We start from the raw sequence: 20,884 nt of genomic DNA on the forward strand, positions 1-20,884 counted from the left end.
GTCTTAATTTATAAGAGGTAATTTAATGCTCTTATTAGAGCGTTCAAATGTGTGCAGTGAGCTTATAATTCCTGCATATATGCTCAATATCATCATAATTTGAGGCGTGAGAGGTACGGAATCAACCAGACCGTGAATCATTGTCATTACAAATACAGAAAATGCAGTAATGAAATGAGAATTATGTTTCTTAAATAAATTGTTTTTAAAAAATTTGATAATATTTAATAATAAAATTATAAATAAAGAAAAACCCAATATTCCGGTTTCGGTAAAAACTTGTAAATAAATGCTGTGGCTGTGCTCTATTCCCGTGCTCACAACAGTAGAATAATCAGCAATATGTTTGGACAAGGTTCCGAACCCTATTCCTGATATAAAATTATCCTTTATTATTTCAATGCATGCCTTCCACACTTCTATTCTGTATAAAAAAGAACTGTCTGCTACTGCATTTGAGGGGTTTGCCCGACCTGTTCCCAGAAGTGCATCGAGGCAAAATATTGCCAAAGAAATTATCAGTGCAAATTTTAGGCGCTTTCTGTTAAACAGGGAAGTAATAATTAACGCGGCTACAATAGATATCCACGCGGTTCTTGAAAATGTCAAAAATAAGCAGAATATACCTGCCGAAAATATTATCAGCTCCAGACCTGGCTTTTTAAAGTTAAGTTTTTCTATACTCAGCAATATAATAAAGTTTATATAAAATCCAAAAACATTAGGATTAAAAAAGGTTGAATAAATTCGTTTGTTAACGCTATAGCTACTTGAAACCCACTTAGACGGTATGGTGAATTCCGGATTTATATATTGCAAAACACCTATAAAAAACACAACCATTGATACAAGATAAAATAATTTTACAGCTGCTTCCATGCAATCTGATTCCGCTGCGCTAAACAAATTATAAGAATAACAGCATAAAAAAATTAATAGTACAAAAAATGCGGATACTAATTTATACTCAGATGCTGTTAAACCAATTAACATATATGCATATATTAAAAGTGATGAAAACTGTTTATTAATACTGACTTTTTTGCTCAAAAGCTCTGATATAAGAATAGCTGAAACATATACATAAGCAGCAGGAATGAAAATAGTTGATAAAATTAACAGTAAAAGCTGTTTTAAATGCAATTTTGAAGTTGCTTTTTCTGTAACGCGTAGGTTTGTAATTTCGTAATTCATTTTAGTTCCTTAGTTAATCTGTTGATTTAATTTCTTTATTTTGTGCCGTAAGGTAATAAAATATTCCGTATATAATTATTATGCCTCCTGAAAGGGTATAAATAGAAGGCATTTCATTGAAAATGAACAATGCTAGTATACTTGCAAAAATAGGTTCGCTCAGTGTTGAAACAGAAATCAAAGTTGATGAAACATACTTGATCATGTAATTGTATAGGGTATGCCCAAGTATTGAACAGAAGAATGCCAAAGCCGCAAACAGAAGGAATTCTTTTGGAGCGTATGGATATATGGGTGTTTTAGAAACCATACACATGAAAAACAAAACTAATGAAGAAGATGTATAAACAATGAATACATATACTCCGGCGCTTATGTTTTTTCTGACAATTCCGCCTATGACAAGGTAGAAGGCTACAAAGATTGCTCCCAGGAATGCAAGTATGTTTCCAAGCATGGTACTGCCGGCAGCATCGCCTGATGATCCAAGGGCTATTATGATAGTGCCTGCCAGTGACAATGAGATGCCTATATACATTTTCCTGCTGAGTTTCTCTTTAGTTATAAAGTAATTTGCCAATGCTACAAATATCGGACTGCATGAAACAAGTATTGTAGAGTTCGCAATAGTGGTCATCTTAATAGATGTAATCCACGAAGCAAAATGAAGTGCCAAAAAAATACCGCTGACGGCACATAATCCGTATTCTTTTTTTGATATTTTTTTAAATTCACTTCTGCTGTTTATGATTACGGGAATAAGAAGCATCAGCGATGTAAAAAGCATCCTATATGCGGAAATAACCAGCGCAGGAGCATCTGAATATCTGATTATGATTGATGATAGAGATGTAAAAAATGTTCCTATCAGTACTATGTATTTTGAGGGCGTTTTTTTCACGGTATACCTGCCTTTTATATGAATTTTTAATTATTGCGTCAAAAATCGTATTGTGTACAGCATGGTTTTTTGTTGGTGCTAAATGTCATATTAGCATATAAAAGTTTAAAATTCAATATCTAACAAAAAGTATATTGTGCAGTATAAGAGAAATAATAATCAAATAAAATGAAGGAGGCAGTTATGTTTGATCTTTTCGGGTCGTTTTCAATAATATATCTTATCAATATTGCAATGGCTGTTGTTGTAATTTTTTTAGAGCGAAAAGATCCTACTGCGACACTTGCATGGGTCTTGGTGCTGCTTATTTTTCCCGGTGTCGGTTTTTTGTTTTATCTGCTGCTTTCACAAAACTTCAGCAGAAAAAAATTATTTACTATGAAAATTTATGCTAAGAAGACATTTGGCGATTATATCAGGGTACAGCAGAAGCTGTTTAATAGCGGAGAGCTTGTTTATAACGATAAAAATACGGAAGCTTTCAAGGATTTAATAAAAATGAATCTTTTCTTTCATGATTTTTCGTACACCCAGAATAATGAAGTGAAAATTTATACTGATGGGCAGGACAAATTTTATGATTTAATCAATGATATACAAAATGCAAAGCATCATATTCATATGGAATACTACATTATAAAAAATGATAATTTAGGAAATGACATTTTAAAGCTGCTTGCTAAAAGAGCCTCAGAAGGAATAGAAGTCAGGCTGTTATATGATTCAATGGGAGGAAGGCATCTGCCCGATGAAACTATTGAGAAGGTAAGAAACTCTAAAGTAAAAATCGCAATATTTTTTGCAAGCAATTTTCCACTTTTTAATTTTAAAATAAATTACAGAAATCACAGAAAAATTGTTGTAATAGATGGCGAGACGGCATACATTGGAGGATTTAATGTGGGAGATGAGTATGTAGGGCTGAATAAAAAAATAGGATATTGGAGAGATACACACATTAGAATTTCAGGAGATGCTGTCGTAGATCTGCAGACCAGGTTTTTTCTGGATTGGGGCTACGCGTCAAAAGAGGATTTAATGTTTCTGCCTCATTATTTTCCGGATACAAAACAGAGAGGCAACGTAGGCATACAGATAATAAACAGCGGACCGGACAAACTAGATGAGGCAATTAAAAGCAATTATGTAAAGATGATTAATTCAGCAAAGGAAAGCATACTTATCCAGACGCCGTACTTTATTCCGGATTCATCGGTGTTTGAATCATTGAAAATTGCCGCCATGTCCGGAGTGGATGTTAAAATAATGATACCATGTAAGCCTGATCATCCTTTTGTTTACTGGGCGACGTACTGGCATTGCGGAGGGCTGCTCCGGTACGGTGTTAAGGTATATACATATGAGAACGGATTTATGCATGCTAAAACTCTGGTAATTGACGGAAAAGTTGCATCTGTAGGTACGGCAAACTTTGATATGAGAAGCTTCAAACTTAATTTTGAATGCAATGCAATAATCTATGACACTGAGACATCATCCAAACTTTACAATATTTTTCTTAATGACTTAAACTACTCCCTTGAGCTTACCAGGGAAATATATTTGGAAAGAGGGATTTTAATAAGATTCAAAGAATCAATTTGCAGGCTACTGTCTCCACTGCTATGATATTGATTTTTTATTTAAATGTGATAAGATATACTTTAAACATAACAGGTGATGAAAAAGGTGAATTATGAAAAAATATTTTGTTATATACAATCCCACTTCGGGAAAGGAGCTTGCGGGACAGAAAATATTCAGTTCTTCGCAAATTGTAATGGAAAATGAAGCTGTGGAATTTACTTTTTTTGCGACGAAAAAAAAGGGCGACGGAGAGACTGCAGCCATAAGAGGTTGTGAAGAGGGTTACGATATGATCATTTCTTGCGGCGGAGACGGTACGGTTCATGAAGTCTTAAACGGAATAATGAAAAGTTCGTGCAGAACAAAGCTTGCGGTGATGCCAGCAGGAACTGTTAATGATTTTGCCGCTCAGCTGAAGATTCCCAAGGCATATGCAAATTTTGCATCTCTTTTAATGAAACAAAATTTTAAAACAATTGATGTAGGTAAAATTAATGATAACTATTTTGTTAACGTTGTGGGCGGCGGTGCCTTCATGAACATTCCTCATGATGTGACAGTTGAGGCAAAGACAATTCTAGGTAAGTATGCTTACTATTTTAAAGCGGCATTTGAAGTGCCGGGACAGCTTGTAAACACTAACAATATAAATTACAATATCGATGGAGTGGAATACAATATAAATACGCTGCTTTTTCTTGTAATTAACTCATCAGGAGCCGGAGGCTTTAACAAGTTATGTCCAAAAGCAAAAATAGATGACGGGCTTTTGGATATAGTTATTTTTGAAAAAGCGAACAATGCGGATCTTCTGCAGATATTTACCAGAGTGTTTAACGGACAGCACATAACTCATCCCAAGGTGCATTACATGCAGGGTAAAAATATAAAAATAGACTGCGAGAAGAAAATACCCATTGATACTGACGGAGATATTGGCGGGGTTGTTCCAGCCGAAATATCTTCAGTGCATAACGCAATTGAAATATTGGTGCCGTAGTTTTTAATTCGCGAAATATTTTAGGCTGCTGAAAAATTTGCCTTTATTTACAACGGGGCAAAATCTTTCAACAGCCTTTTATATAATTAAATTATTGTTCGTTTGACAGTCTATACGAAATTTTTTAAAAGAGTGTTTATCATTTTTGTGGATTTCTTTGCTGCTATTTGTACAAATGTGGGGAAATCCATATGAGCCGAACCGTCTGCCTTATCAGATATTGCTCTTACAATGCAAAAGTCCACATTGTTCAAGTAGCAAACTTGTCCTATTGCAGCGCCTTCCATTTCTGCACAGAGAGCGTCAAAATTTTTTACAATATAGTCTTTTTTATCCTGATTGCATATAAACTGATCTCCTGATGCTATGGTGCCTGTAAAAACATTTGTGTTTTCAATACTTTTTGCAGATTTTTCTATTTGCTTAACCAGTTCCTTTGAACATGGGATGTTTATTATATTCATCCCCGATATAAAGCCTACGGGATCTCCAAGACCAGATGTATCCATATCGTGCTGAACAACATTTTCTGATATTACAATATCGGATATGTCGAGTTTTGAACTTAGGCTGCCGGCTACCCCTGTATTAATTATAGCATCAGGCTTGTATTTAAGTATCATTGTCTGTGCGCATACAGCCGCATGAACTTTTCCGACTCCGCATTTTGCGACAACAACATTTTTGCCCTGCAGCTGCCCTTCATAATATACAACTGAACTGATAGTTTCTTTATTTATGTTTTCCATGGATTCGATGAGTTCTTTAACTTCTATTTCCATAGCTCCGATTATTCCTATTTTCATCTCTGCCCTCATTAGTTTTTTTAATTATTTTATTATAGCAAAGAACAAATGTCAACGGTGGAACTGCTGTTAAAATACACAATGCATAAGCAAAGCATATTAGATTAGGAAACAGTATCGCAAATAAAATCTTCAACTTATATTTATTTATGATAAAATAATAACTACAATTAAGAGGAGGGTGACACATAAATATGCATTATATATATATAGTCGAATGCAGCGATAAAACTTTATACACGGGGTATACAACAGATGTTGAAAAAAGAATAAAAACACATAATGATAAGAAGGGTGCTAAGTATACAAGAGGAAGAACGCCTGTTGTTTTAAAGTACTCTGAGCAATTTGACAACAAGGTTGATGCTATGAAAAGAGAAGCCCAAATAAAAAACATGAACAGAGAAAAAAAGCTGAAGTTGCTAAATAGTAGCAAAATTTAATTGTATACTGTGTTAATGTTTGCTATAATTAAAAAAACAGATGCAAGGGGAGATTTGTATGAAAAATAACTTGATTGTTGACAGTTGCACTGACTTTGATAAAGAAACCGAAGAAATACAAAGAGTGCCATTTAGAATACTTATTGATCACGAAGAAATCATCGACGAGGACTTAGACATAAATATACTAATAGAAAAAATGAAAAATACAAGACAACAAATAAAGACTGCATGTGCGCCTCCTGATGATTTTATAAAGAAGCTGAAGGGTGGAGCAAATAATTTTATTGTTACTATTTCAAGCCAGCTAAGCGGGTCTTATAACAGTGCTATGGTGGCGGTAGAACAATTTAAAGAAAAGTTCCCGGAAAGCTTTGTACATGTTTTTGATACAAAAACTGCAAGTGCAGGTGAAACTCTCATATCTATTAAGGTAAAACAATTGATTGAGGGTAATTTTAATACATCGGAGATTATAGAACATACCAACAAATACATTTCTAAGGTCAGAACTCTATTTATACTTGATTCTCTTGATAATCTTGCAAAAAATGGAAGAATAACTAATTTGAAGGCTATTATAGCAAATATAATGCATATTGTACCCATAATGGGAGAAGACGGTGAAGGAAGAATAGTCCTAAAGGAACAGGTGAGAGGCAAAAAAAGAGCATTTGCCCGACTTATTGACATGATAGGCGAATACAATGTAGATTTTGAAAACACAATACTGGGAATAACGCATGTTAATTGTCTGGAAAAAGCTGAAAAGCTGAAGGAAGATATAAAAGCCAGATATCCATTTAAGGATGTCAAAATTTTCAAATCTTCCGGATTAAGCACTGTATACGCTGATGACGGAGGAATAGTTATAGCATTTTAATCAACAATTTAGGGAAATTTATGTTATAACATATGAAAAGTGGGTATAAATAGCATGTAAATAACTTTATGGAGGGAATAGATGGAATACAAAGACTTGATAGCAAAAATTAAATCAGTAAGGAACTATAAAAAAGAAGAAGTAGATCCTGAAACTATTCAAAAATTAACAAAATATTTCGAAGATAGCAAAAGGCTGGTTAAGGATATCGGAATAGAAATGATCCTTATGACCAGAGACGAAGTATTTGACAATATAAAAAATATTGCCGGATATAATGACATTATGTTGGATGCTCCGCAATACTTGATTTTTTTATCGGAAGAGAAAGATCATTTTCTTGAAAATACAAGTTATGCTGCTGAGGATATAAGACTGAAGGCATTTGAGCTTGGTGTCGGATCATGCTGGATAACAATCGGCAACGGAGATGCTGTAAAAGAAAAGCTGAACATTAAATCAGATAAAAAGCTGACAGCACTAATTGCTATTGGATTTGATGATAACAAGAATAAGGTAGTATACGAAAATGTTTCTGCATATAATCCATCAAAGGCAAATGTGAAAATAGTTGAGGATAATACTACTGAAAGACTAAAAATCAGCGAAGTTGTATATATGAATAAGTGGGGTAATAATGCAGACCCGGACGATTTGGCAAACCTTGGCCTTCTGGAAGCATTTTTCTATGCAAGACTTGCACCTTCAACAAAGAACAGACAGCCATGGAGATTCATATATGATAACGGAATGGTAATGCTGGTGTTAAGAAAAGATAAGGATATAAATGAATACGAAGAAAAAATCGATATGGGAACAGTAATGCTTTACTTCCAGCTTATTGTTGATAATACGTTGTTTGATTTGGAATGGAAATTCGGAAAACCTGACAAGGATTATGAAGTGCCTTCTGAGTACAGCATAGTGGCATACTGCGTAAGTTAACATTATAATATTGCTGTTAATGACAGACAGGTTTTTTCAATAGCCGGAGGGTGCGTGATGCGCCCTTTATTTTTTAGAAAGGAAAGCTTATGAAAATAATAATAGACAAAAAATTTCATGAAATAATATCAAAAGAGTTTCCTGAAATACAATTTTATACTGAGCCTGATCAATGCCCCGAAGCTTTGGCACTCATAGGTCAGCCTGAAATTATGAATGTCAAAATACTGGAAAAGCTTCCTAATCTGAAGTGGATTCAGCTTTTCAGAGCAGGTTATGATATGATAGATACGGATTATATCAGAAAAAGAGGAATAACACTTACAAACGGCAAAGATATATTTTCCATACCTATAGCGGAAGATGTAGTATGCAAAATTTTGATGCATAATACTAATGCATTGAGGTATTTAGAAAATAAAAAAGTGCAAATGTGGGATAATACTCTTAGGAGAACTGAGCTTAAGGGACAGACAGTCGGTATTATAGGAACAGGTTCAATAGCTATGGAAATTGCAAAGAGACTTCAGCCTTTTGGAGTTAAAATGCTTGGATATAAGAGAACACCCGTATTGAATGTTCCGTATTTTGAAGAGATATACTCAGGAAAGAGAGGACTTGACCATATAATGTCTGTCAGCGATTACATAATTGTTACGGCAGATTTAAACGAAGAAACATATCATATGATAAATAAAGAAAATTTAAAGTTGATGAAAGAGACAGCTTCAGTAATAAATATTGCAAGGGGAAGTATTATAAATCAGAAGGATTTAAAGGATGCCTTGAAAAACAAATTGATTTCTTATGCGGGACTTGATGTGTTTGAGATTGAGCCCTTGCCAAGTGATGATGAGCTTTGGTCGATGGACAATGTTTACCTTACTCCTCATGCTTCGGCTCTCGTTAAAAACAATAAGGCGAGATGGGTAAAGCTTATAGTACAAAATATAAAAAACTTTGCAGATAATGAAAGGCTGATAAATATAATAATGTAGTTTGTTGCTAAGAGTTTTTTTCATAATGGAGGAATAATGGGTTTAGACAAGGACAGCGGAATAACTATCGGAAGCATAAAAAAAGGAAAAAGAAATTTAATAACAGATGTAAAAGGTGTAAAAGTGGGTCATGTAACTCTGGACAATGGCAGCATTAAGACAGGAGTTACAGCAATTATCCCAAAAGAGGGAAATATTTTTAAGGAAAAGGTGATGGCGTCCTGCCACGTAATTAACGGCTTTGGAAAAAGCGCTGGTATTTTGCAGATTGAAGAGCTTGGAACTATTGAAACTCCTATAATTATGACAAATACACTGAGTGTTGGAACTGCTATGGAAGGGCTGGTTCGATACATGTTGAGGGAAAACGAAGATATAGGCAACTCAACAGGCACGGTCAACTGTGTGGTTACAGAGTGCAATGATGGAAAATTAAATGATATAAGAGGGCTCCATGTAAAAGAAGAACATGTTTTTGAAGCAATAGAAAATGCCGGTTCAGATTTTCAGGAGGGGGCCGTGGGATCCGGTACGGGAATGGTGTGCTTTGGGTTAAAAGGGGGTATAGGATCATCCTCCAGAATTGTGGAGATTGATGGAAATGATTATACAATTGGTTCAATTGTAATGTCTAATTTTGGTTCTAAGAAATACCTTACGATAAACGGGGATAAAGTAGGCGAGAGAATTAAGGAAGCACAGGAAAATGATCAGGATAAAGGTTCGATTATTATGGTTATTGCAACGGATATACCTCTGAGCGAAAGACAGCTTAAGCGTATTTCTAAGCGTTCTACAGTGGCTCTTGCAAGGACAGGATCGTATCTTGGCAACGGAAGCGGGGATATATGTATTTCGTTTACAACTGCAAATAAAGTAAATCACTATTCAGATACGAAAATAGTTGATATAAAAATGATAGACGAAAATGCTATTGAGCAGGTTTTTAAGGCTGTTGCAGAGACAGTGGAGGAATCAATTATTAGTTCTATGTACCATGCAGATACTACGACAGGAATAAACAACCGAACAATAAAAAGCTTGAGAGAATTCTTATAATAGCCAGTCCATATATTAAAATAATAAAAAATGAAGGTATCTCCTTCATTTTTTATTATTTAAGGGGGTTACGTCTATGTATATGAAATGTATTGCTATTCAACAATAAGGCTGTAAACACAACTTACAGGACACTGGGTGTATTCAGAATTATTTACGCAGTTTGAATTAAGTTTATTTCTTAAGCTGTTTTCTGATTTTACATTATCTTTTGCTTTGACCATGTAGCCTATGCGTTTTGATTCAGCCGGCTTCAGACTGCCTACATCCCATTTAAGTATGGTTTTTCCGTTAAAAGTATACACGTTTTTTGGCTGCAAATTGCTTGAATCTCCCACAAATTCCAGACCTTCGTCAAGTATGCTTCTGACATAGACGCTTCTGGCCATGTCGTATTGACCTGCATTGCAATGAATATAAAATTTGGTTGTTTCTCCCTTTTTTATTTTTTCATTGTCACATTTAACAACCATTTCATAGTCACATGCCACGGATGATGAACTGCAAGAGTCGGTATAGTCTTCACAAATAAGGTGCGCATAGTAATTTATCTTGCTTTTATGCAATATTTTATCACCTGAGTTTTCTATGCTTTCGTCAGTTAATTTATCACACAAAGCTATATCAAAGGTCAGGGTATTTACCGAATCCGGCGATAAATTTATGTTGTTGGCAAATACAATAACATTGTTACTTCCTATTTCTGGTGATGGATTTATAGCAGTAACTTTTTCCGCGAGTCCCACATCCGGACCCGAGTGTGATAAATTATTTAAATAGCGTATTCCATTCCCCATGGTTGAACTGAATGAGCACAATTTTGTGCTGTTACTTTTATTTGTAAGAGTAATATTGAGTTTATATATGTAAGCGGGAATAAAAGAAGTATTTGGAATACCTGCTCCTTTTAAAATTCTTCCAGGAGCATTTATGGAAATAGTACATTCCTTCATTACATCATTCCTTTCATGATTTGTCTTAACTGCATAATCTATTTTATTCAACTTGTAATTTTTTGTGAAATGTTTAAATGAAATATTTATGGTACTTTATATAGATTTATGATAAAATATATCAAACGTTAGAATACTTATGATGATTTGAACTCGGGAGGAAATATGAAAAATATCAAAATATATTCAAGTTCAACATGTATGAACTGTACAGCAGCAAAGGAATATATAAAAGAAAAAGGTTATGAATACGAAGAAAAAAATGTATCTTTAGATTCGGAAGCTAAAAAGGAGCTTTTATCGATGGGTTACATGGGAGTTCCGGTGATTTTTGTTGATGATGAAGTGGTTGTAGGGTTCAACAGAAGCAAGTTGGATGAATTGTTGTAATAATACACAGGCAGCTTCCAATCAGCTTTGGAATCTGCCTGTTTTTTGGAGGAAGTATGAAATTAGAAAATTTAAAAAAAATTGAAACAGGCATGTATAAAACACCCATACACAAGCTTGAAAATTTGAGCAAAAAATACGGCATAAACATTTACATAAAAAGAGATGACATGACAGGATATGCCTGCGGAGGAAACAAATTAAGAAAGCTTGATTATTTATTGAAAGATGCATTAGACCATGACTGCACCGTTCTTCTTACTTACGGGGGACCTCAGACAAATCATGGAAGGCTTACTGCTGCAGTGGCTGCAAGATTCGGTCTTAAATGCGGAATAATAATGGATGGTCCTGCTCCTGAAAAGGCAACAGGAAATCTGATACTTGATAAAATGATGGGTGCGGATTTATTTTTCATGGATGATACAAGCTTCCGAAACCAGCCAAGTGAAGTAAGAAAATCAAAATACAAAGAGCTTGTAAAAAAAACAACCGATGAGGTTGTCAGCATGTATGAAAAGCAAAACGAAAAGGTGTACTTAATTCCAATCGGAGGGAGCAGTCCAGTTGGAACTGCGGGCTATGTGACCACGGCAGGAGAAATAAAAGATCAGCTTGAAGAAATGAACATAAAGATGGACTATGTTTTTACGGGATTTGGCTCTGTAGGAACTTACGGAGGTTTGTATCTGGGAGCAAAATACTTTGATGCAGGATTTACTCCCGTAGGCATAAGTGTTTCACATAAAGATGAAGAAGAAATGCGGGAAAAAGTGGAACTGATAGAAGAAACAAACAAATTTCTTGGACTTGACGTTAATGTGTCTGCCGATGATATGTGGATTGAAGACGGGTATGTTGGAATTTCATACAATGTTCCAGATCCGGTTACAAGAGAATACATGTATATGATGGCAAGAGAAGAAGCAATCATACTAGACCCTTGCTACACGGGCAAGGTGTTCAGGGGAATGATTGAAATGATTCAAAAAGGATTGATTTCTAAAGACAAAAATGTCATGCTTCTTCATACAGGAGGAATTCCCGGCATATTCTCAGAAGGACATGAAAATGCCATGCAGGGTGAATTATGGGGGAACAAACAAGTTGAATTTAAACTTTAATTCAATTTAACAATATTAGCTAATTTAACTAAAAATATTATATACTATAAATCTGATTTTTGTAAACAATATTGACATAAGCAAATAAATTAAACAGCTGTTAATTTGTTGCTTTTAAAATAGAAAACCGGCATATATTGCAGTTCAGTATTTTCATTTTATAATGAAAATAATTCGATCAAAAGGGTCCGCTTGAAATTTTTATTTCAAATAAGGATAACAGAAAATAATCGAAATCTGATCTGGAGTATTGCCGGTTTTACTTTTCGCTTAAAAAGGAAAATCCAATGGTTTTATTTATTTAATGCATCCAGCAGTTTGTTCAAATCCATTGCATGAACCGCTGCGGCTTCTTCCAATGTTTCCATCTGAGAAGCAGGGCATCCGACGCATCCCATTCCGAAAGACATTAATATTTCTGCAGCGTCAGGGCTTGCCTGCACTACTTCACGAATAATCATATCTTTAGTTATAGCCATAATGTGCCTCCTTACAAGATTATTAAAGACATTATACATTATATACCCTGCTTATTCAATAAAAAATAATAAAAATTACTAACGTATTCCTGTTTGCAATGGGTAAAAACTGTTTGAATCGATATATTATGTATGATATAATTAAAAAAATATATAGTCTTAATATATTGAAAATACTTGACAGCCTATTAAAGGAGAACTGATATGCAACGTGATTGTAATGATAGAATCAGTTATGTAAAAAAATGCATGGAAAAAAAGAATAAGCTAAAATTGCTTTTGAAACATACTGAACAAGATATGATAAAGGAGAAGCTGCTTTTAAACAAATTGTCCGAGGAACTGGAAAAGGAAAACTCTGATGTTTTAAAGCTTGAATCTTCAAATATGACTTCATTATTTTACGCCATATTAGGAACTAAAGAACAAAAACTTGAGAAAGAAAAACAAGAGCTGCTTAAGGCAAGGCTTAAATATGACCAATGCAAAAATAATGTTGATTTCCTTGCTAAGGAATCCAAGGTAATTATGGATGAGCTTAATCAGGTCGAAATTTGTGAAACAGAATATGAAGATTTACTGAATAAGAAGCTGAAAGAGATTAATCTTGAGGACAGAGAAACAAGCGAAGAACTTAAGCATATTATAAGAAGAAAAGAAAGTATGAATGCTAACATCATTGAAATTGATGAGGCTATAAAAGCAGGAGAAGATGCGCTAGATTACATTGAAAAAACAATAAAAGAATTGGAAAATGCTCAAAATTGGGGGGACGGAGACGGAATGATCGGCAAAATTATCAATCCTTCAGCAAAGTATGAGCATGTCGACAAAGCAGGGCAGTATGCGGAATATACCCAAAGATCACTTGGAAGATTCAAGAGGGAACTTTCTGATATAAAAATGATTACCGGTAAAAGAATAGCTATAGGAATATTCGATGCATTTTCTGATTATTTTTATGACGGCCTTATATTTGACTGGGTTGTGCAGTCAGATATAGGTAAATCTCTGGATGCTGTGAAAAATACTAAAAACCACATAGATAAGGCAATGTCTAAGCTTTATGAAGAAAAAGTAACAGAAGAATGCATGATTAAGCAGCTTGAAGATCAGATTAACCATATAATAGAAAATGCATAATGTTTTGATAATCATAATGTATTGACAATAACAAAATTTTAATATAATATAACATTGTCACATGACTGGCGGAAGTGGGATACCACGAGGGAGTGTGATTAATTTGGAAGTCGACCGCCTGGGCTGAGCTCAGGCGGTTTTTTTATTCTCTTCTGAGCTGAATTTAGGAGGATATATGAAAGCATGGACAAATTTTAAAGAAGGAAGCTGGACAAACGACATTGATGTAAGAGATTTCATTCAAAAGAATTACATTCCTTACGAAGGCAATGAAGATTTTTTGGCAGAACCCACTGAAAGAACAAAAAAATTGCTTGATGAGGCATCAAAGCTTATGTCGGAGGAAATGGAAAAAGGTGTTTATGATGTGGATACCGAACATATTTCAGGTATTGACAGCTTCGAACCCGGGTATCTTGATAAGAAGAATGAAATAATCGTTGGATTTCAGACAGACGCACCTCTGAAAAGAATGATTAATCCATTCGGAGGAATCAGGATGGTTGAACAGTCCCTTGAGGCATACGGATATGCGATGCCACGTGAGCTGAAGGATGTGTTTCACACGTATAGAAAAACACATAATCAGGGTGTTTTTGATGTTTACACTCCGGAAATTAAATCTGCAAGGAGTGTGGGATTGCTGACAGGACTTCCTGATGCTTACGGAAGAGGCAGAATAATAGGTGACTTTAGAAGAATAGCCTTGTACGGCATAGATTTTTTGATAGAAAAAAAGGAAGAAGAGTATAAAGGAATTTCTTTGCCTATGACAGAGGAAAACATCAGAATGAGAGAGGAGATTAAAGAACAAATAAGAGCTCTCAAATCTATGAAATCTATGGCTGCAAAGTACGGTGTAGATATATCACTGCCAGCGGATAATGCACAGCAGGCGGTGCAGGCAGTTTACTTTGGATATCTGTCTGGAGTTAAAGAAAACAACGGTGCTGCAATGTCACTTGGCAGAGTGAGCACTTTTATTGACATATATATTGAGCGAGATTTACAATCAGGTGTACTGACTGAAATACAGGCTCAGGAAATAATCGATCAGTTTGTCATGAAACTTAGAATGGTAAGGCATTTAAGGACGCCGGAATACAATGAACTATTTGCGGGAGACCCTAACTGGGTAACAGAATCATTGGGAGGAATGTCTCAGGATGGCAGAACACTTGTTTCAAGGACTACTTTCAGATTTTTGCATACATTGACTAATTTGAATCCTTCTCCCGAACCGAATATGACCATTTTGTGGTCAAAAGATCTTCCGGAGTGTTTTAAAAAATACTGTGCAGAGATGTCCATAAAAACCTCTGCAGTTCAATATGAAAATGACGACTTGATGAGACCGATGTACGGCGATGATTACGGAATAGCATGCTGTGTTTCAGCAATGAGGCTGGGTAAGGACATGCAGTTTTTCGGAGCAAGATGTAATCTGGCAAAATCTCTGCTCATGGCAATTAATGGCGGCGTTGATGAGAAAAGAAAAATAAAAGTTGTAAGAGATATAGAAAAAATAACCTCTGAGTTTTTAAGTTATGATGAAGTATGGACAAATTACAAGAAAGTTTTGACATATGTTGCGGAGCTTTATGTTAATACAATGAATATAATTCACTATATGCATGATAAGTATGCTTACGAAGCAGGACTTATGGCGCTTCACGACTGCAATGTAAGAAGGCTTATGGCATTCGGAGTTGCGGGGCTTTCAATAGTTGCTGATTCACTTAGTGCTATAAGATATGCAAAGGTGAAGCCGGTTTATGATAATGACGGAATAGCGGTTGATTTTAACATTGAGGGAGACTTCCCCATGTATGGTAATGATGATGACAGGGTTGATTTTATTGCCGAAGAAGTGCTTGAGTTTTTTTCCGGAGAACTTAAAAAGCACAAGACATACAGAGATGCAAAACACACACTTTCTGTATTGACCATAACTTCTAATGTTGTTTACGGTAAAAAGACAGGAGCTACACCGGACGGAAGAAAATCAGGTGAGCCGTTTGCACCGGGAGCTAATCCCATGAACGGAAGAGACAAAAGCGGTATACTGGCCTCTCTAAACTCAGTAGCTAAGTTAAAATATAAAGATGTGTGCGAGGATGGTATTTCAAATACTTTCACAGTAGTTCCGGAGACTCTTGGAAAGCTGGATAGACATAGAAAAGATAATCTTTCAGGCATACTGGATGGATATTTTACACAGAATGCTCATCATATCAATGTAAATGTACTAAGCAGAGATACGTTGCAGGATGCAATGAAAAACCCTGACAAATATCCTAATTTGACGATACGTGTTTCAGGCTATGCCGTAAACTTTAACAGGCTGACCAAAGAACAGCAGCTGGATGTTATTAGCAGAACATTCCATGAAAGGATGTAGCATGAAAGGATATATTCACTCGATAGAAACGCTGGGAACTCTGGATGGACCCGGCATACGCATGGTAGTGTTTATGCAGGGATGCAGGCTGAGATGCGCGTACTGCCACAATCCTGACACTTGGTCTTTTAATCGTGGAACAGAAATAACTCCTGAAGAGATCGTTGAAAAAGCAATAAGATACAAAGATTACTTTAAGAATAACAACGGTGGCATAACATTCTCTGGGGGAGAGCCTTTGATGCAGCCCGAATTTCTACTTGAGTGTCTAAATCTGTGCAAAAAAGAAAATATACACACTACAATAGATACTGCTGGGGTAGGACTTGGAAAATATGACGAAATTTTAAGAAATGCGGATTTGGTGATTCTGGATATAAAGCATCCTGATCCTAAAAAATACAAAAGTCTGACCAGTAGGGATATGGCTGATTACCACATATTTAAAGATTCTGTAATAGAAAATAAGACACAGCTGTGGCTTAAACATGTGGTAACGCCTGGTATAAATGATACATCAGAGGATATGAGGAAATTAGAAGATGAAGTCAATACATTTCCTAAGGAATTGATACAAAAAGTAGAGCTGCTTCCATATCACACCTTGGGGGTGTTCAAATATGAAGAGCTTAATATTGACTGCAAATTAAAAGATGTTCCTGCCATGTCAAAGGAAAGGCTTGAAGAATTAAAAAAGAGCTTAAGCATAGAAAAGTTAGTAAGACAGTAAAATGTATAGCAGAGCCTACGTGTAGAGGCTCTGCTATACTTATAATATTCTTAACGTAATAATTATTCGTCGCTTTCATCGTTGATAATTAACACAGGACATGGAGCATCGGAAATTACCCTTTGTGTAACAGAACCTACAAAAAATCTTTTTACGGCCGAGAAACCTCTTCTGCCCATTACGATTAAATCAAATTTTTCTTTTTTTGCATAATTCAGTATTTTGTCTGAAGGCTCGCCATGCAGTACTATTTTTTCAACATTTTTATCATCAACTTCCAACGAAGATACAAAAATATCCAAGAATTTTGTTTTTACTTGAATTAATTCTTCGGTAATTTTCGGATAATTAAAAGGAACGCTGATAATTCCGCCCACATCGTATGTATATATTCCGCGGGTATCTACAACATATATAAATACAAGCTTGCTGTTATATCTTTCTGCCAATTCTATGGCTTTTTCCGCTGCCTTTTGAGATACAGGCGAACCGTCTATCGGAACAAGTATTTTTTTCATAACTGCCTCCTATAATTTTTTATATATAATATTATACCCGATTAATATGCATGCTAAACTAAATATATGCAGAAGTTAATAATTCAATTCTGATAGCATAAAAAGCTAATAAATAACAAATATGTTTGAAAATTTTAAAAATAAGGTTGACAAATATACTTTATTAGTGTAAAGTATCACATGACAACTAAATAAGAAAAACTTCTTATCAAGAGAGACGGAGGGATCGGCCCTGTGAAGTCTCGGCAACCTACAGTTTACTGAAAGGTGCTAAGTCCGGCAAAGGTATCTTTGGCAGATGAGGAGACGGTTAGAACATTTACCCTCTCTTCGAAGAGGGTTTTTTATATTTAGGAGGATATAAATGTCTTTAGAAAAAGTAAGCGAATATTTAAAGAAATACAATAAGGATAATGATATTCTTATTATGGATGAATCGACGGCTACCGTAGAACTGGCAGCAAAGGCCTTGGGAACCAAGGAAGCAAGAATAGCCAAGTCGCTGTCATTTTACAATGGCGATAATGCAATGATAATTGTAGTAGCTGGAGACGCAAAGGTAGACAATAAGAAATTTAAAGGAAAATTCGGATTTAAAGCGAAAATGCTTGCTCATGAAGATACTGTAAGCTTTACCGGACATGCCATAGGTGGTGTTTGTCCGTTTGCTCTTCCGGAGAACGTAGATGTATATCTTGATATTTCCATGAAACGATTTGATACAATGTTTCCTGCGTGCGGCAGTTCAAATTCTGCAATAGAACTCACCTTAGACGAGCTGGAAAAATTATCTCAATGCAGGGAATGGGTTGATGTGTGCAAAAACTGGGAATAAATATTATTAGCAGCAGGAAATAAACATAAAATATTGTGATTAAATTTAAGCAAAGAAAGGGTATTATGCTAAACGAATTTTCAAGAACACAGCTTTTACTTGGCAAGGAAGCTATGAATAAATTAAAAAATTCAACAGTTGCTATATTTGGAATAGGCGGAGTTGGAGGGTATGTTGCCGAAGCTCTTGCACGAAGCGGGGTGGGCAGATTTGCCTTGTTTGATGATGACGAGGTATGTATTACAAACATAAACAGGCAGATTATAGCCACAAGAAAAACTATAGGAAGAAAGAAAGTTGAAGTGATGGCCGAAAGGATTGGAGATATCAATCCAAAGGCTGAAGTGGAAACATATGCAACATTTTATCTGCCTGAAAATGCAGACCTCTATGATTTTACAAAATATGATTACATCATTGATGCGATAGATACAGTAGCGGCTAAGCTTGAACTGATAGTCAGGGCAGAGGCTGCCGGCGTTCCGGTAATGAGCAGCATGGGTGCGGGCAATAAGCTGAGCCCTGCAATGCTGGAGGTTGCGGATATATATAAGACCTCCGTAGATCCCCTTGCAAAGGTAATGCGACGTGAGCTTAAAAAGAGGGGCATAAAAAAATTAAAGGTTGTTTATTCAAAGGAAGAACCTATTAAACCAATATATGACGAAGAGGCTAGCAATCCTCACGATTCTGAGGAAAAAGTGACAAGCAGAAGAGCCACACCAGGCAGCGTATCATTTGTTCCGTCAGTGGCTGGACTCATAATCGCAAGCGAGGTAGTAAAAGATTTAGCGGCTAAGTAAAGGAGAAATCAGCATGGGTACGACTCCATTGATTCAGTTAAAAGATTTAGAAAAGCATTATATCAGTCAGAATAATAAAGTGACTGCCCTGTCGGGAGTTAACCTTGACATTAATAAAGGTGATATATGCGGAATAATAGGAATGAGCGGTGCAGGTAAAAGCACCTTGGTCAGATGTATAAACTTTTTGGAGAGGCCTACGAAAGGTACTGTTATCATAGGCGGCAGGGATTTGCTGAAACTTAATGAAAAACAGCTTAGGGGTCTTAGGCAAAAAGTAGGAATGATTTTTCAACAGTTTAATCTTCTTATGCAGAGAAACGTTGAAGATAATGTGTGCTTTCCGCTTGAAATAGGCGGTGTAAGCAGAAATGAAGGAAGAAAAAGAGCAGGAGAACTATTGGATCTTGTAGGGCTTGCGGATAAAAAAAAGGCATATCCGTCCCAACTGAGCGGTGGGCAGAAACAGAGGGTGGCCATAGCGAGAGCTTTGGCAACAAATCCAGAGATACTGCTTTGTGATGAAGCTACCAGCGCTCTCGATCCAACCACAACTCGCTCTATACTTGAACTTCTGAAAGACATAAATAAAAAACTTGGAATTACTATTGTTATTATTACACATGAAATGTCAGTGGTTGAAGAAATATGCGATTTCGTAGCAATCATAGACAAAGGTAAATTGGCCGAAAAAGGCAGGGTTGAAGATGTGTTTTCAAACCCGAAAACCGATGCTGCTAAGAAGCTTGTCTACCACAGCGGAACTTCGGCAAAAGAGATGACAGGAAACAGGTGTATACGCATTGTATTCGATGGGAAGTCTTCTTTTGAGCCCGTTATTGCAAACATGGTTTTAGAATGCAGGGCGCAGGTTAATATACTGTTTGCAAATACAAAGGATATAAAAGGACAAGCATTCGGTCAAATGGTACTGCAGCTTCCTGATGATGAGATGCAGGCTGATAAAATTATAAACTATTTAAAAAATAAAAATGTTAATGTAGAGGAGTTGATTGGTTATGTTGGCTAACGATACGGTTATGATGCTGTTGGAAGGAACAAGAGACACTTTATACATGACAGTTGTATCAACACTCTTTGCATATTTATTTGCTTTTCCAATCGGAATAGCATTAGTAATAACTAAAAAAGACGGTTTACATCCTATTGGATTTATTTATAGATTTCTGGATATTGTTGTAAATGTGGGGCGTTCAGTTCCGTTTCTGATACTGTTGATAGCGGTTATACCCTTGACTAAATTTATAGCCGGCAAAAGTTATGGGCCCACTGCTACAATAGTACCGCTTGTAATTGCAGCTACGCCATTTATAGCAAGATTGATTGAATCTTCACTTCAAGAAGTAGATCAAGGAGTTATTGAAGCAGCACAAAGTATGGGAGCATCACTTTTAACCATAGTGTTCAAGGTGCTGATTCCGGAAGCCAAAAATTCGCTGATTGTAGGCGCAACAATTGCGATAGCGACAATACTGGGATATTCTGCAATGGCAGGTATTCTTGGTGGAGGAGGATTGGGAGACATAGCCATAAGGTACGGTTATTACAGGTACCAGACCGAAATTATGCTTATGACGCTGGTTCTTTTGATTATACTCGTGCAGCTGCTTCAGATGATAGGAATGAAAATCGCACAAAAGACAGACAAGAGAACTGTCTAAAAAAACAAGC

22 protein-coding genes and 2 riboswitches are annotated in these 20,884 nt (G+C 35.8%); of the genes, 16 read left to right on the forward strand and 6 right to left on the reverse strand.

Annotated features, from left to right (window positions below):
* Positions 1-3: 3 nt before the first annotated feature.
* Positions 4-1,194 carry an O-antigen ligase family protein gene (locus ACS3UD_RS15380; protein WP_308138768.1) on the reverse strand — a complete coding sequence of 397 codons (1,191 nt, stop codon included), beginning with the start codon at positions 1,192-1,194 and terminating at the stop codon, positions 4-6.
* 13 nt (positions 1,195-1,207) lie between these two features.
* Positions 1,208-2,095: a DMT family transporter gene (locus ACS3UD_RS15385; protein WP_308138767.1), complete on the reverse strand. Its 888-nt coding sequence runs from the start codon at positions 2,093-2,095 to the stop codon at positions 1,208-1,210.
* A gap of 183 nt (positions 2,096-2,278) precedes the next feature.
* Here ACS3UD_RS15385 and cls point away from each other — a divergent pair, with 183 nt between their 5' ends.
* The gene (gene cls, locus ACS3UD_RS15390) at positions 2,279-3,724 is read left to right on the forward strand and encodes a cardiolipin synthase (protein WP_308138766.1); all 1,446 of its coding nucleotides are present in this window, start codon (positions 2,279-2,281) and stop codon (positions 3,722-3,724) included.
* A gap of 67 nt (positions 3,725-3,791) precedes the next feature.
* Positions 3,792-4,682 (forward strand): diacylglycerol/lipid kinase family protein, encoded by an 891-nt coding sequence (locus ACS3UD_RS15395; RefSeq protein WP_308138765.1) that lies wholly within the window; start codon positions 3,792-3,794, stop codon positions 4,680-4,682.
* Between the two features lie 110 nt (positions 4,683-4,792).
* On the opposite strand, the gene ACS3UD_RS15400 is transcribed toward ACS3UD_RS15395, so the two are convergent.
* Positions 4,793-5,488, reverse strand: coding sequence for a 5'-methylthioadenosine/adenosylhomocysteine nucleosidase (locus ACS3UD_RS15400; RefSeq protein WP_308138764.1), 696 nt, complete (start codon positions 5,486-5,488; stop codon positions 4,793-4,795).
* A gap of 194 nt (positions 5,489-5,682) precedes the next feature.
* Between ACS3UD_RS15400 and ACS3UD_RS15405 the strand changes: the two genes are divergently transcribed.
* The 5 genes from ACS3UD_RS15405 to ACS3UD_RS15425 all read left to right on the forward strand — a co-directional run bounded on the left by ACS3UD_RS15405 (position 5,683) and on the right by ACS3UD_RS15425 (position 9,816).
* Positions 5,683-5,931, forward strand: coding sequence for a GIY-YIG nuclease family protein (locus tag ACS3UD_RS15405; RefSeq protein ID WP_213927208.1), 249 nt, complete (start codon positions 5,683-5,685; stop codon positions 5,929-5,931).
* A 58-nt stretch (positions 5,932-5,989) separates the two neighbouring features.
* Positions 5,990-6,814 (forward strand): DegV family protein, encoded by an 825-nt coding sequence (locus ACS3UD_RS15410; protein WP_308138763.1) that lies wholly within the window; start codon positions 5,990-5,992, stop codon positions 6,812-6,814.
* 81 nt (positions 6,815-6,895) lie between these two features.
* A complete protein-coding gene (locus tag ACS3UD_RS15415) occupies positions 6,896-7,759 on the forward strand; it encodes a nitroreductase family protein (protein WP_308138762.1) in 864 nt (287 codons plus the stop codon).
* 89 nt (positions 7,760-7,848) lie between these two features.
* Complete coding sequence (locus ACS3UD_RS15420) at positions 7,849-8,757, forward strand: D-2-hydroxyacid dehydrogenase (protein ID WP_308138761.1); 909 nt, start codon at positions 7,849-7,851, stop codon at positions 8,755-8,757.
* A 36-nt stretch (positions 8,758-8,793) separates the two neighbouring features.
* Positions 8,794-9,816: a DmpA family aminopeptidase gene (locus ACS3UD_RS15425; RefSeq protein WP_308138760.1), complete on the forward strand. Its 1,023-nt coding sequence runs from the start codon at positions 8,794-8,796 to the stop codon at positions 9,814-9,816.
* A 95-nt stretch (positions 9,817-9,911) separates the two neighbouring features.
* Here the strand turns inward: ACS3UD_RS15425 and ACS3UD_RS15430 are convergent, their stop codons facing one another.
* Positions 9,912-10,769 (reverse strand): hypothetical protein, encoded by an 858-nt coding sequence (locus tag ACS3UD_RS15430; protein ID WP_440977695.1) that lies wholly within the window; start codon positions 10,767-10,769, stop codon positions 9,912-9,914.
* Between the two features lie 165 nt (positions 10,770-10,934).
* Between ACS3UD_RS15430 and ACS3UD_RS15435 the strand changes: the two genes are divergently transcribed.
* The gene (locus ACS3UD_RS15435) at positions 10,935-11,159 is read left to right on the forward strand and encodes a glutaredoxin family protein (protein WP_308138758.1); all 225 of its coding nucleotides are present in this window, start codon (positions 10,935-10,937) and stop codon (positions 11,157-11,159) included.
* A 56-nt stretch (positions 11,160-11,215) separates the two neighbouring features.
* Positions 11,216-12,283: a 1-aminocyclopropane-1-carboxylate deaminase/D-cysteine desulfhydrase gene (locus tag ACS3UD_RS15440; RefSeq protein ID WP_308138757.1), complete on the forward strand. Its 1,068-nt coding sequence runs from the start codon at positions 11,216-11,218 to the stop codon at positions 12,281-12,283.
* Between the two features lie 293 nt (positions 12,284-12,576).
* Here ACS3UD_RS15440 and ACS3UD_RS15445 read toward each other — a convergent pair whose 3' ends face one another.
* Complete coding sequence (locus ACS3UD_RS15445) at positions 12,577-12,762, reverse strand: DUF1858 domain-containing protein (protein ID WP_308138756.1); 186 nt, start codon at positions 12,760-12,762, stop codon at positions 12,577-12,579.
* 204 nt (positions 12,763-12,966) lie between these two features.
* Between ACS3UD_RS15445 and ACS3UD_RS15450 the strand changes: the two genes are divergently transcribed.
* The 3 genes from ACS3UD_RS15450 to pflA all read left to right on the forward strand — a co-directional run bounded on the left by ACS3UD_RS15450 (position 12,967) and on the right by pflA (position 17,036).
* Positions 12,967-13,905 carry a hypothetical protein gene (locus ACS3UD_RS15450; protein WP_308138755.1) on the forward strand — a complete coding sequence of 313 codons (939 nt, stop codon included), beginning with the start codon at positions 12,967-12,969 and terminating at the stop codon, positions 13,903-13,905.
* Between the two features lie 51 nt (positions 13,906-13,956).
* Positions 13,957-14,036: riboswitch (ZMP/ZTP riboswitch) on the forward strand.
* 44 nt (positions 14,037-14,080) lie between these two features.
* Positions 14,081-16,306: a formate C-acetyltransferase gene (gene pflB, locus ACS3UD_RS15455; RefSeq protein WP_308138754.1), complete on the forward strand. Its 2,226-nt coding sequence runs from the start codon at positions 14,081-14,083 to the stop codon at positions 16,304-16,306.
* A gap of 1 nt (position 16,307) precedes the next feature.
* Positions 16,308-17,036: a pyruvate formate-lyase-activating protein gene (gene pflA, locus ACS3UD_RS15460; RefSeq protein ID WP_308138753.1), complete on the forward strand. Its 729-nt coding sequence runs from the start codon at positions 16,308-16,310 to the stop codon at positions 17,034-17,036.
* A gap of 62 nt (positions 17,037-17,098) precedes the next feature.
* On the opposite strand, the gene ACS3UD_RS15465 is transcribed toward pflA, so the two are convergent.
* Positions 17,099-17,554, reverse strand: a complete 456-nt coding sequence (locus tag ACS3UD_RS15465; protein ID WP_308138752.1) for a universal stress protein — start codon at positions 17,552-17,554, stop codon at positions 17,099-17,101.
* A gap of 202 nt (positions 17,555-17,756) precedes the next feature.
* Positions 17,757-17,859: riboswitch (SAM riboswitch) on the forward strand.
* 59 nt (positions 17,860-17,918) lie between these two features.
* On the opposite strand from ACS3UD_RS15465, the gene ACS3UD_RS15470 reads away from it, so the two are divergent.
* The 4 genes from ACS3UD_RS15470 to ACS3UD_RS15485 all read left to right on the forward strand — a co-directional run bounded on the left by ACS3UD_RS15470 (position 17,919) and on the right by ACS3UD_RS15485 (position 20,874).
* Positions 17,919-18,389, forward strand: coding sequence for a YbaK/EbsC family protein (locus tag ACS3UD_RS15470; RefSeq protein ID WP_308138751.1), 471 nt, complete (start codon positions 17,919-17,921; stop codon positions 18,387-18,389).
* Between the two features lie 65 nt (positions 18,390-18,454).
* Complete coding sequence (locus ACS3UD_RS15475) at positions 18,455-19,192, forward strand: tRNA threonylcarbamoyladenosine dehydratase (RefSeq protein WP_308140081.1); 738 nt, start codon at positions 18,455-18,457, stop codon at positions 19,190-19,192.
* A 13-nt stretch (positions 19,193-19,205) separates the two neighbouring features.
* The gene (locus ACS3UD_RS15480; RefSeq protein WP_308138750.1) at positions 19,206-20,222 is read left to right on the forward strand and encodes a methionine ABC transporter ATP-binding protein; all 1,017 of its coding nucleotides are present in this window, start codon (positions 19,206-19,208) and stop codon (positions 20,220-20,222) included.
* Positions 20,212-20,874: a methionine ABC transporter permease gene (locus tag ACS3UD_RS15485; RefSeq protein ID WP_308138749.1), complete on the forward strand. Its 663-nt coding sequence runs from the start codon at positions 20,212-20,214 to the stop codon at positions 20,872-20,874. Before ACS3UD_RS15480 ends, ACS3UD_RS15485 begins: the two co-directional genes overlap by 11 nt.
* Positions 20,875-20,884: the final 10 nt, after the last annotated feature.

This window comes from Sedimentibacter sp. LTW-03 (assembly GCF_052059825.1).
Taxonomy (GTDB): domain Bacteria; phylum Bacillota; class Clostridia; order Tissierellales; family Sedimentibacteraceae; genus Sedimentibacter.

Bases quoted from the DNA above. Each gene is read 5' to 3' on its own strand.
- ACS3UD_RS15380 (WP_308138768.1), bottom strand. From the start codon at position 1,194: ATGAATTACGAAATTACAAACCTACGCGTTACAGAAAAAGCAACTTCA.
- cls (WP_308138766.1), top strand. From the start codon at position 2,279: ATGTTTGATCTTTTCGGGTCGTTTTCAATAATATATCTTATCAATATT.
- ACS3UD_RS15395 (WP_308138765.1), top strand. From the start codon at position 3,792: ATGAAAAAATATTTTGTTATATACAATCCCACTTCGGGAAAGGAGCTT.
- ACS3UD_RS15400 (WP_308138764.1), bottom strand. From the start codon at position 5,488: ATGAAAATAGGAATAATCGGAGCTATGGAAATAGAAGTTAAAGAACTC.
- ACS3UD_RS15405 (WP_213927208.1), top strand. From the start codon at position 5,683: ATGCATTATATATATATAGTCGAATGCAGCGATAAAACTTTATACACG.
- ACS3UD_RS15410 (WP_308138763.1), top strand. From the start codon at position 5,990: ATGAAAAATAACTTGATTGTTGACAGTTGCACTGACTTTGATAAAGAA.
- ACS3UD_RS15415 (WP_308138762.1), top strand. From the start codon at position 6,896: ATGGAATACAAAGACTTGATAGCAAAAATTAAATCAGTAAGGAACTAT.
- ACS3UD_RS15420 (WP_308138761.1), top strand. From the start codon at position 7,849: ATGAAAATAATAATAGACAAAAAATTTCATGAAATAATATCAAAAGAG.
- ACS3UD_RS15425 (WP_308138760.1), top strand. From the start codon at position 8,794: ATGGGTTTAGACAAGGACAGCGGAATAACTATCGGAAGCATAAAAAAA.
- ACS3UD_RS15430 (WP_440977695.1), bottom strand. From the start codon at position 10,769: ATGAAGGAATGTACTATTTCCATAAATGCTCCTGGAAGAATTTTAAAA.
- ACS3UD_RS15435 (WP_308138758.1), top strand. From the start codon at position 10,935: ATGAAAAATATCAAAATATATTCAAGTTCAACATGTATGAACTGTACA.
- ACS3UD_RS15440 (WP_308138757.1), top strand. From the start codon at position 11,216: ATGAAATTAGAAAATTTAAAAAAAATTGAAACAGGCATGTATAAAACA.
- ACS3UD_RS15445 (WP_308138756.1), bottom strand. From the start codon at position 12,762: ATGGCTATAACTAAAGATATGATTATTCGTGAAGTAGTGCAGGCAAGC.
- ACS3UD_RS15450 (WP_308138755.1), top strand. From the start codon at position 12,967: ATGCAACGTGATTGTAATGATAGAATCAGTTATGTAAAAAAATGCATG.
- pflB (WP_308138754.1), top strand. From the start codon at position 14,081: ATGAAAGCATGGACAAATTTTAAAGAAGGAAGCTGGACAAACGACATT.
- pflA (WP_308138753.1), top strand. From the start codon at position 16,308: ATGAAAGGATATATTCACTCGATAGAAACGCTGGGAACTCTGGATGGA.
- ACS3UD_RS15465 (WP_308138752.1), bottom strand. From the start codon at position 17,554: ATGAAAAAAATACTTGTTCCGATAGACGGTTCGCCTGTATCTCAAAAG.
- ACS3UD_RS15470 (WP_308138751.1), top strand. From the start codon at position 17,919: ATGTCTTTAGAAAAAGTAAGCGAATATTTAAAGAAATACAATAAGGAT.
- ACS3UD_RS15475 (WP_308140081.1), top strand. From the start codon at position 18,455: ATGCTAAACGAATTTTCAAGAACACAGCTTTTACTTGGCAAGGAAGCT.
- ACS3UD_RS15480 (WP_308138750.1), top strand. From the start codon at position 19,206: ATGGGTACGACTCCATTGATTCAGTTAAAAGATTTAGAAAAGCATTAT.
- ACS3UD_RS15485 (WP_308138749.1), top strand. From the start codon at position 20,212: ATGTTGGCTAACGATACGGTTATGATGCTGTTGGAAGGAACAAGAGAC.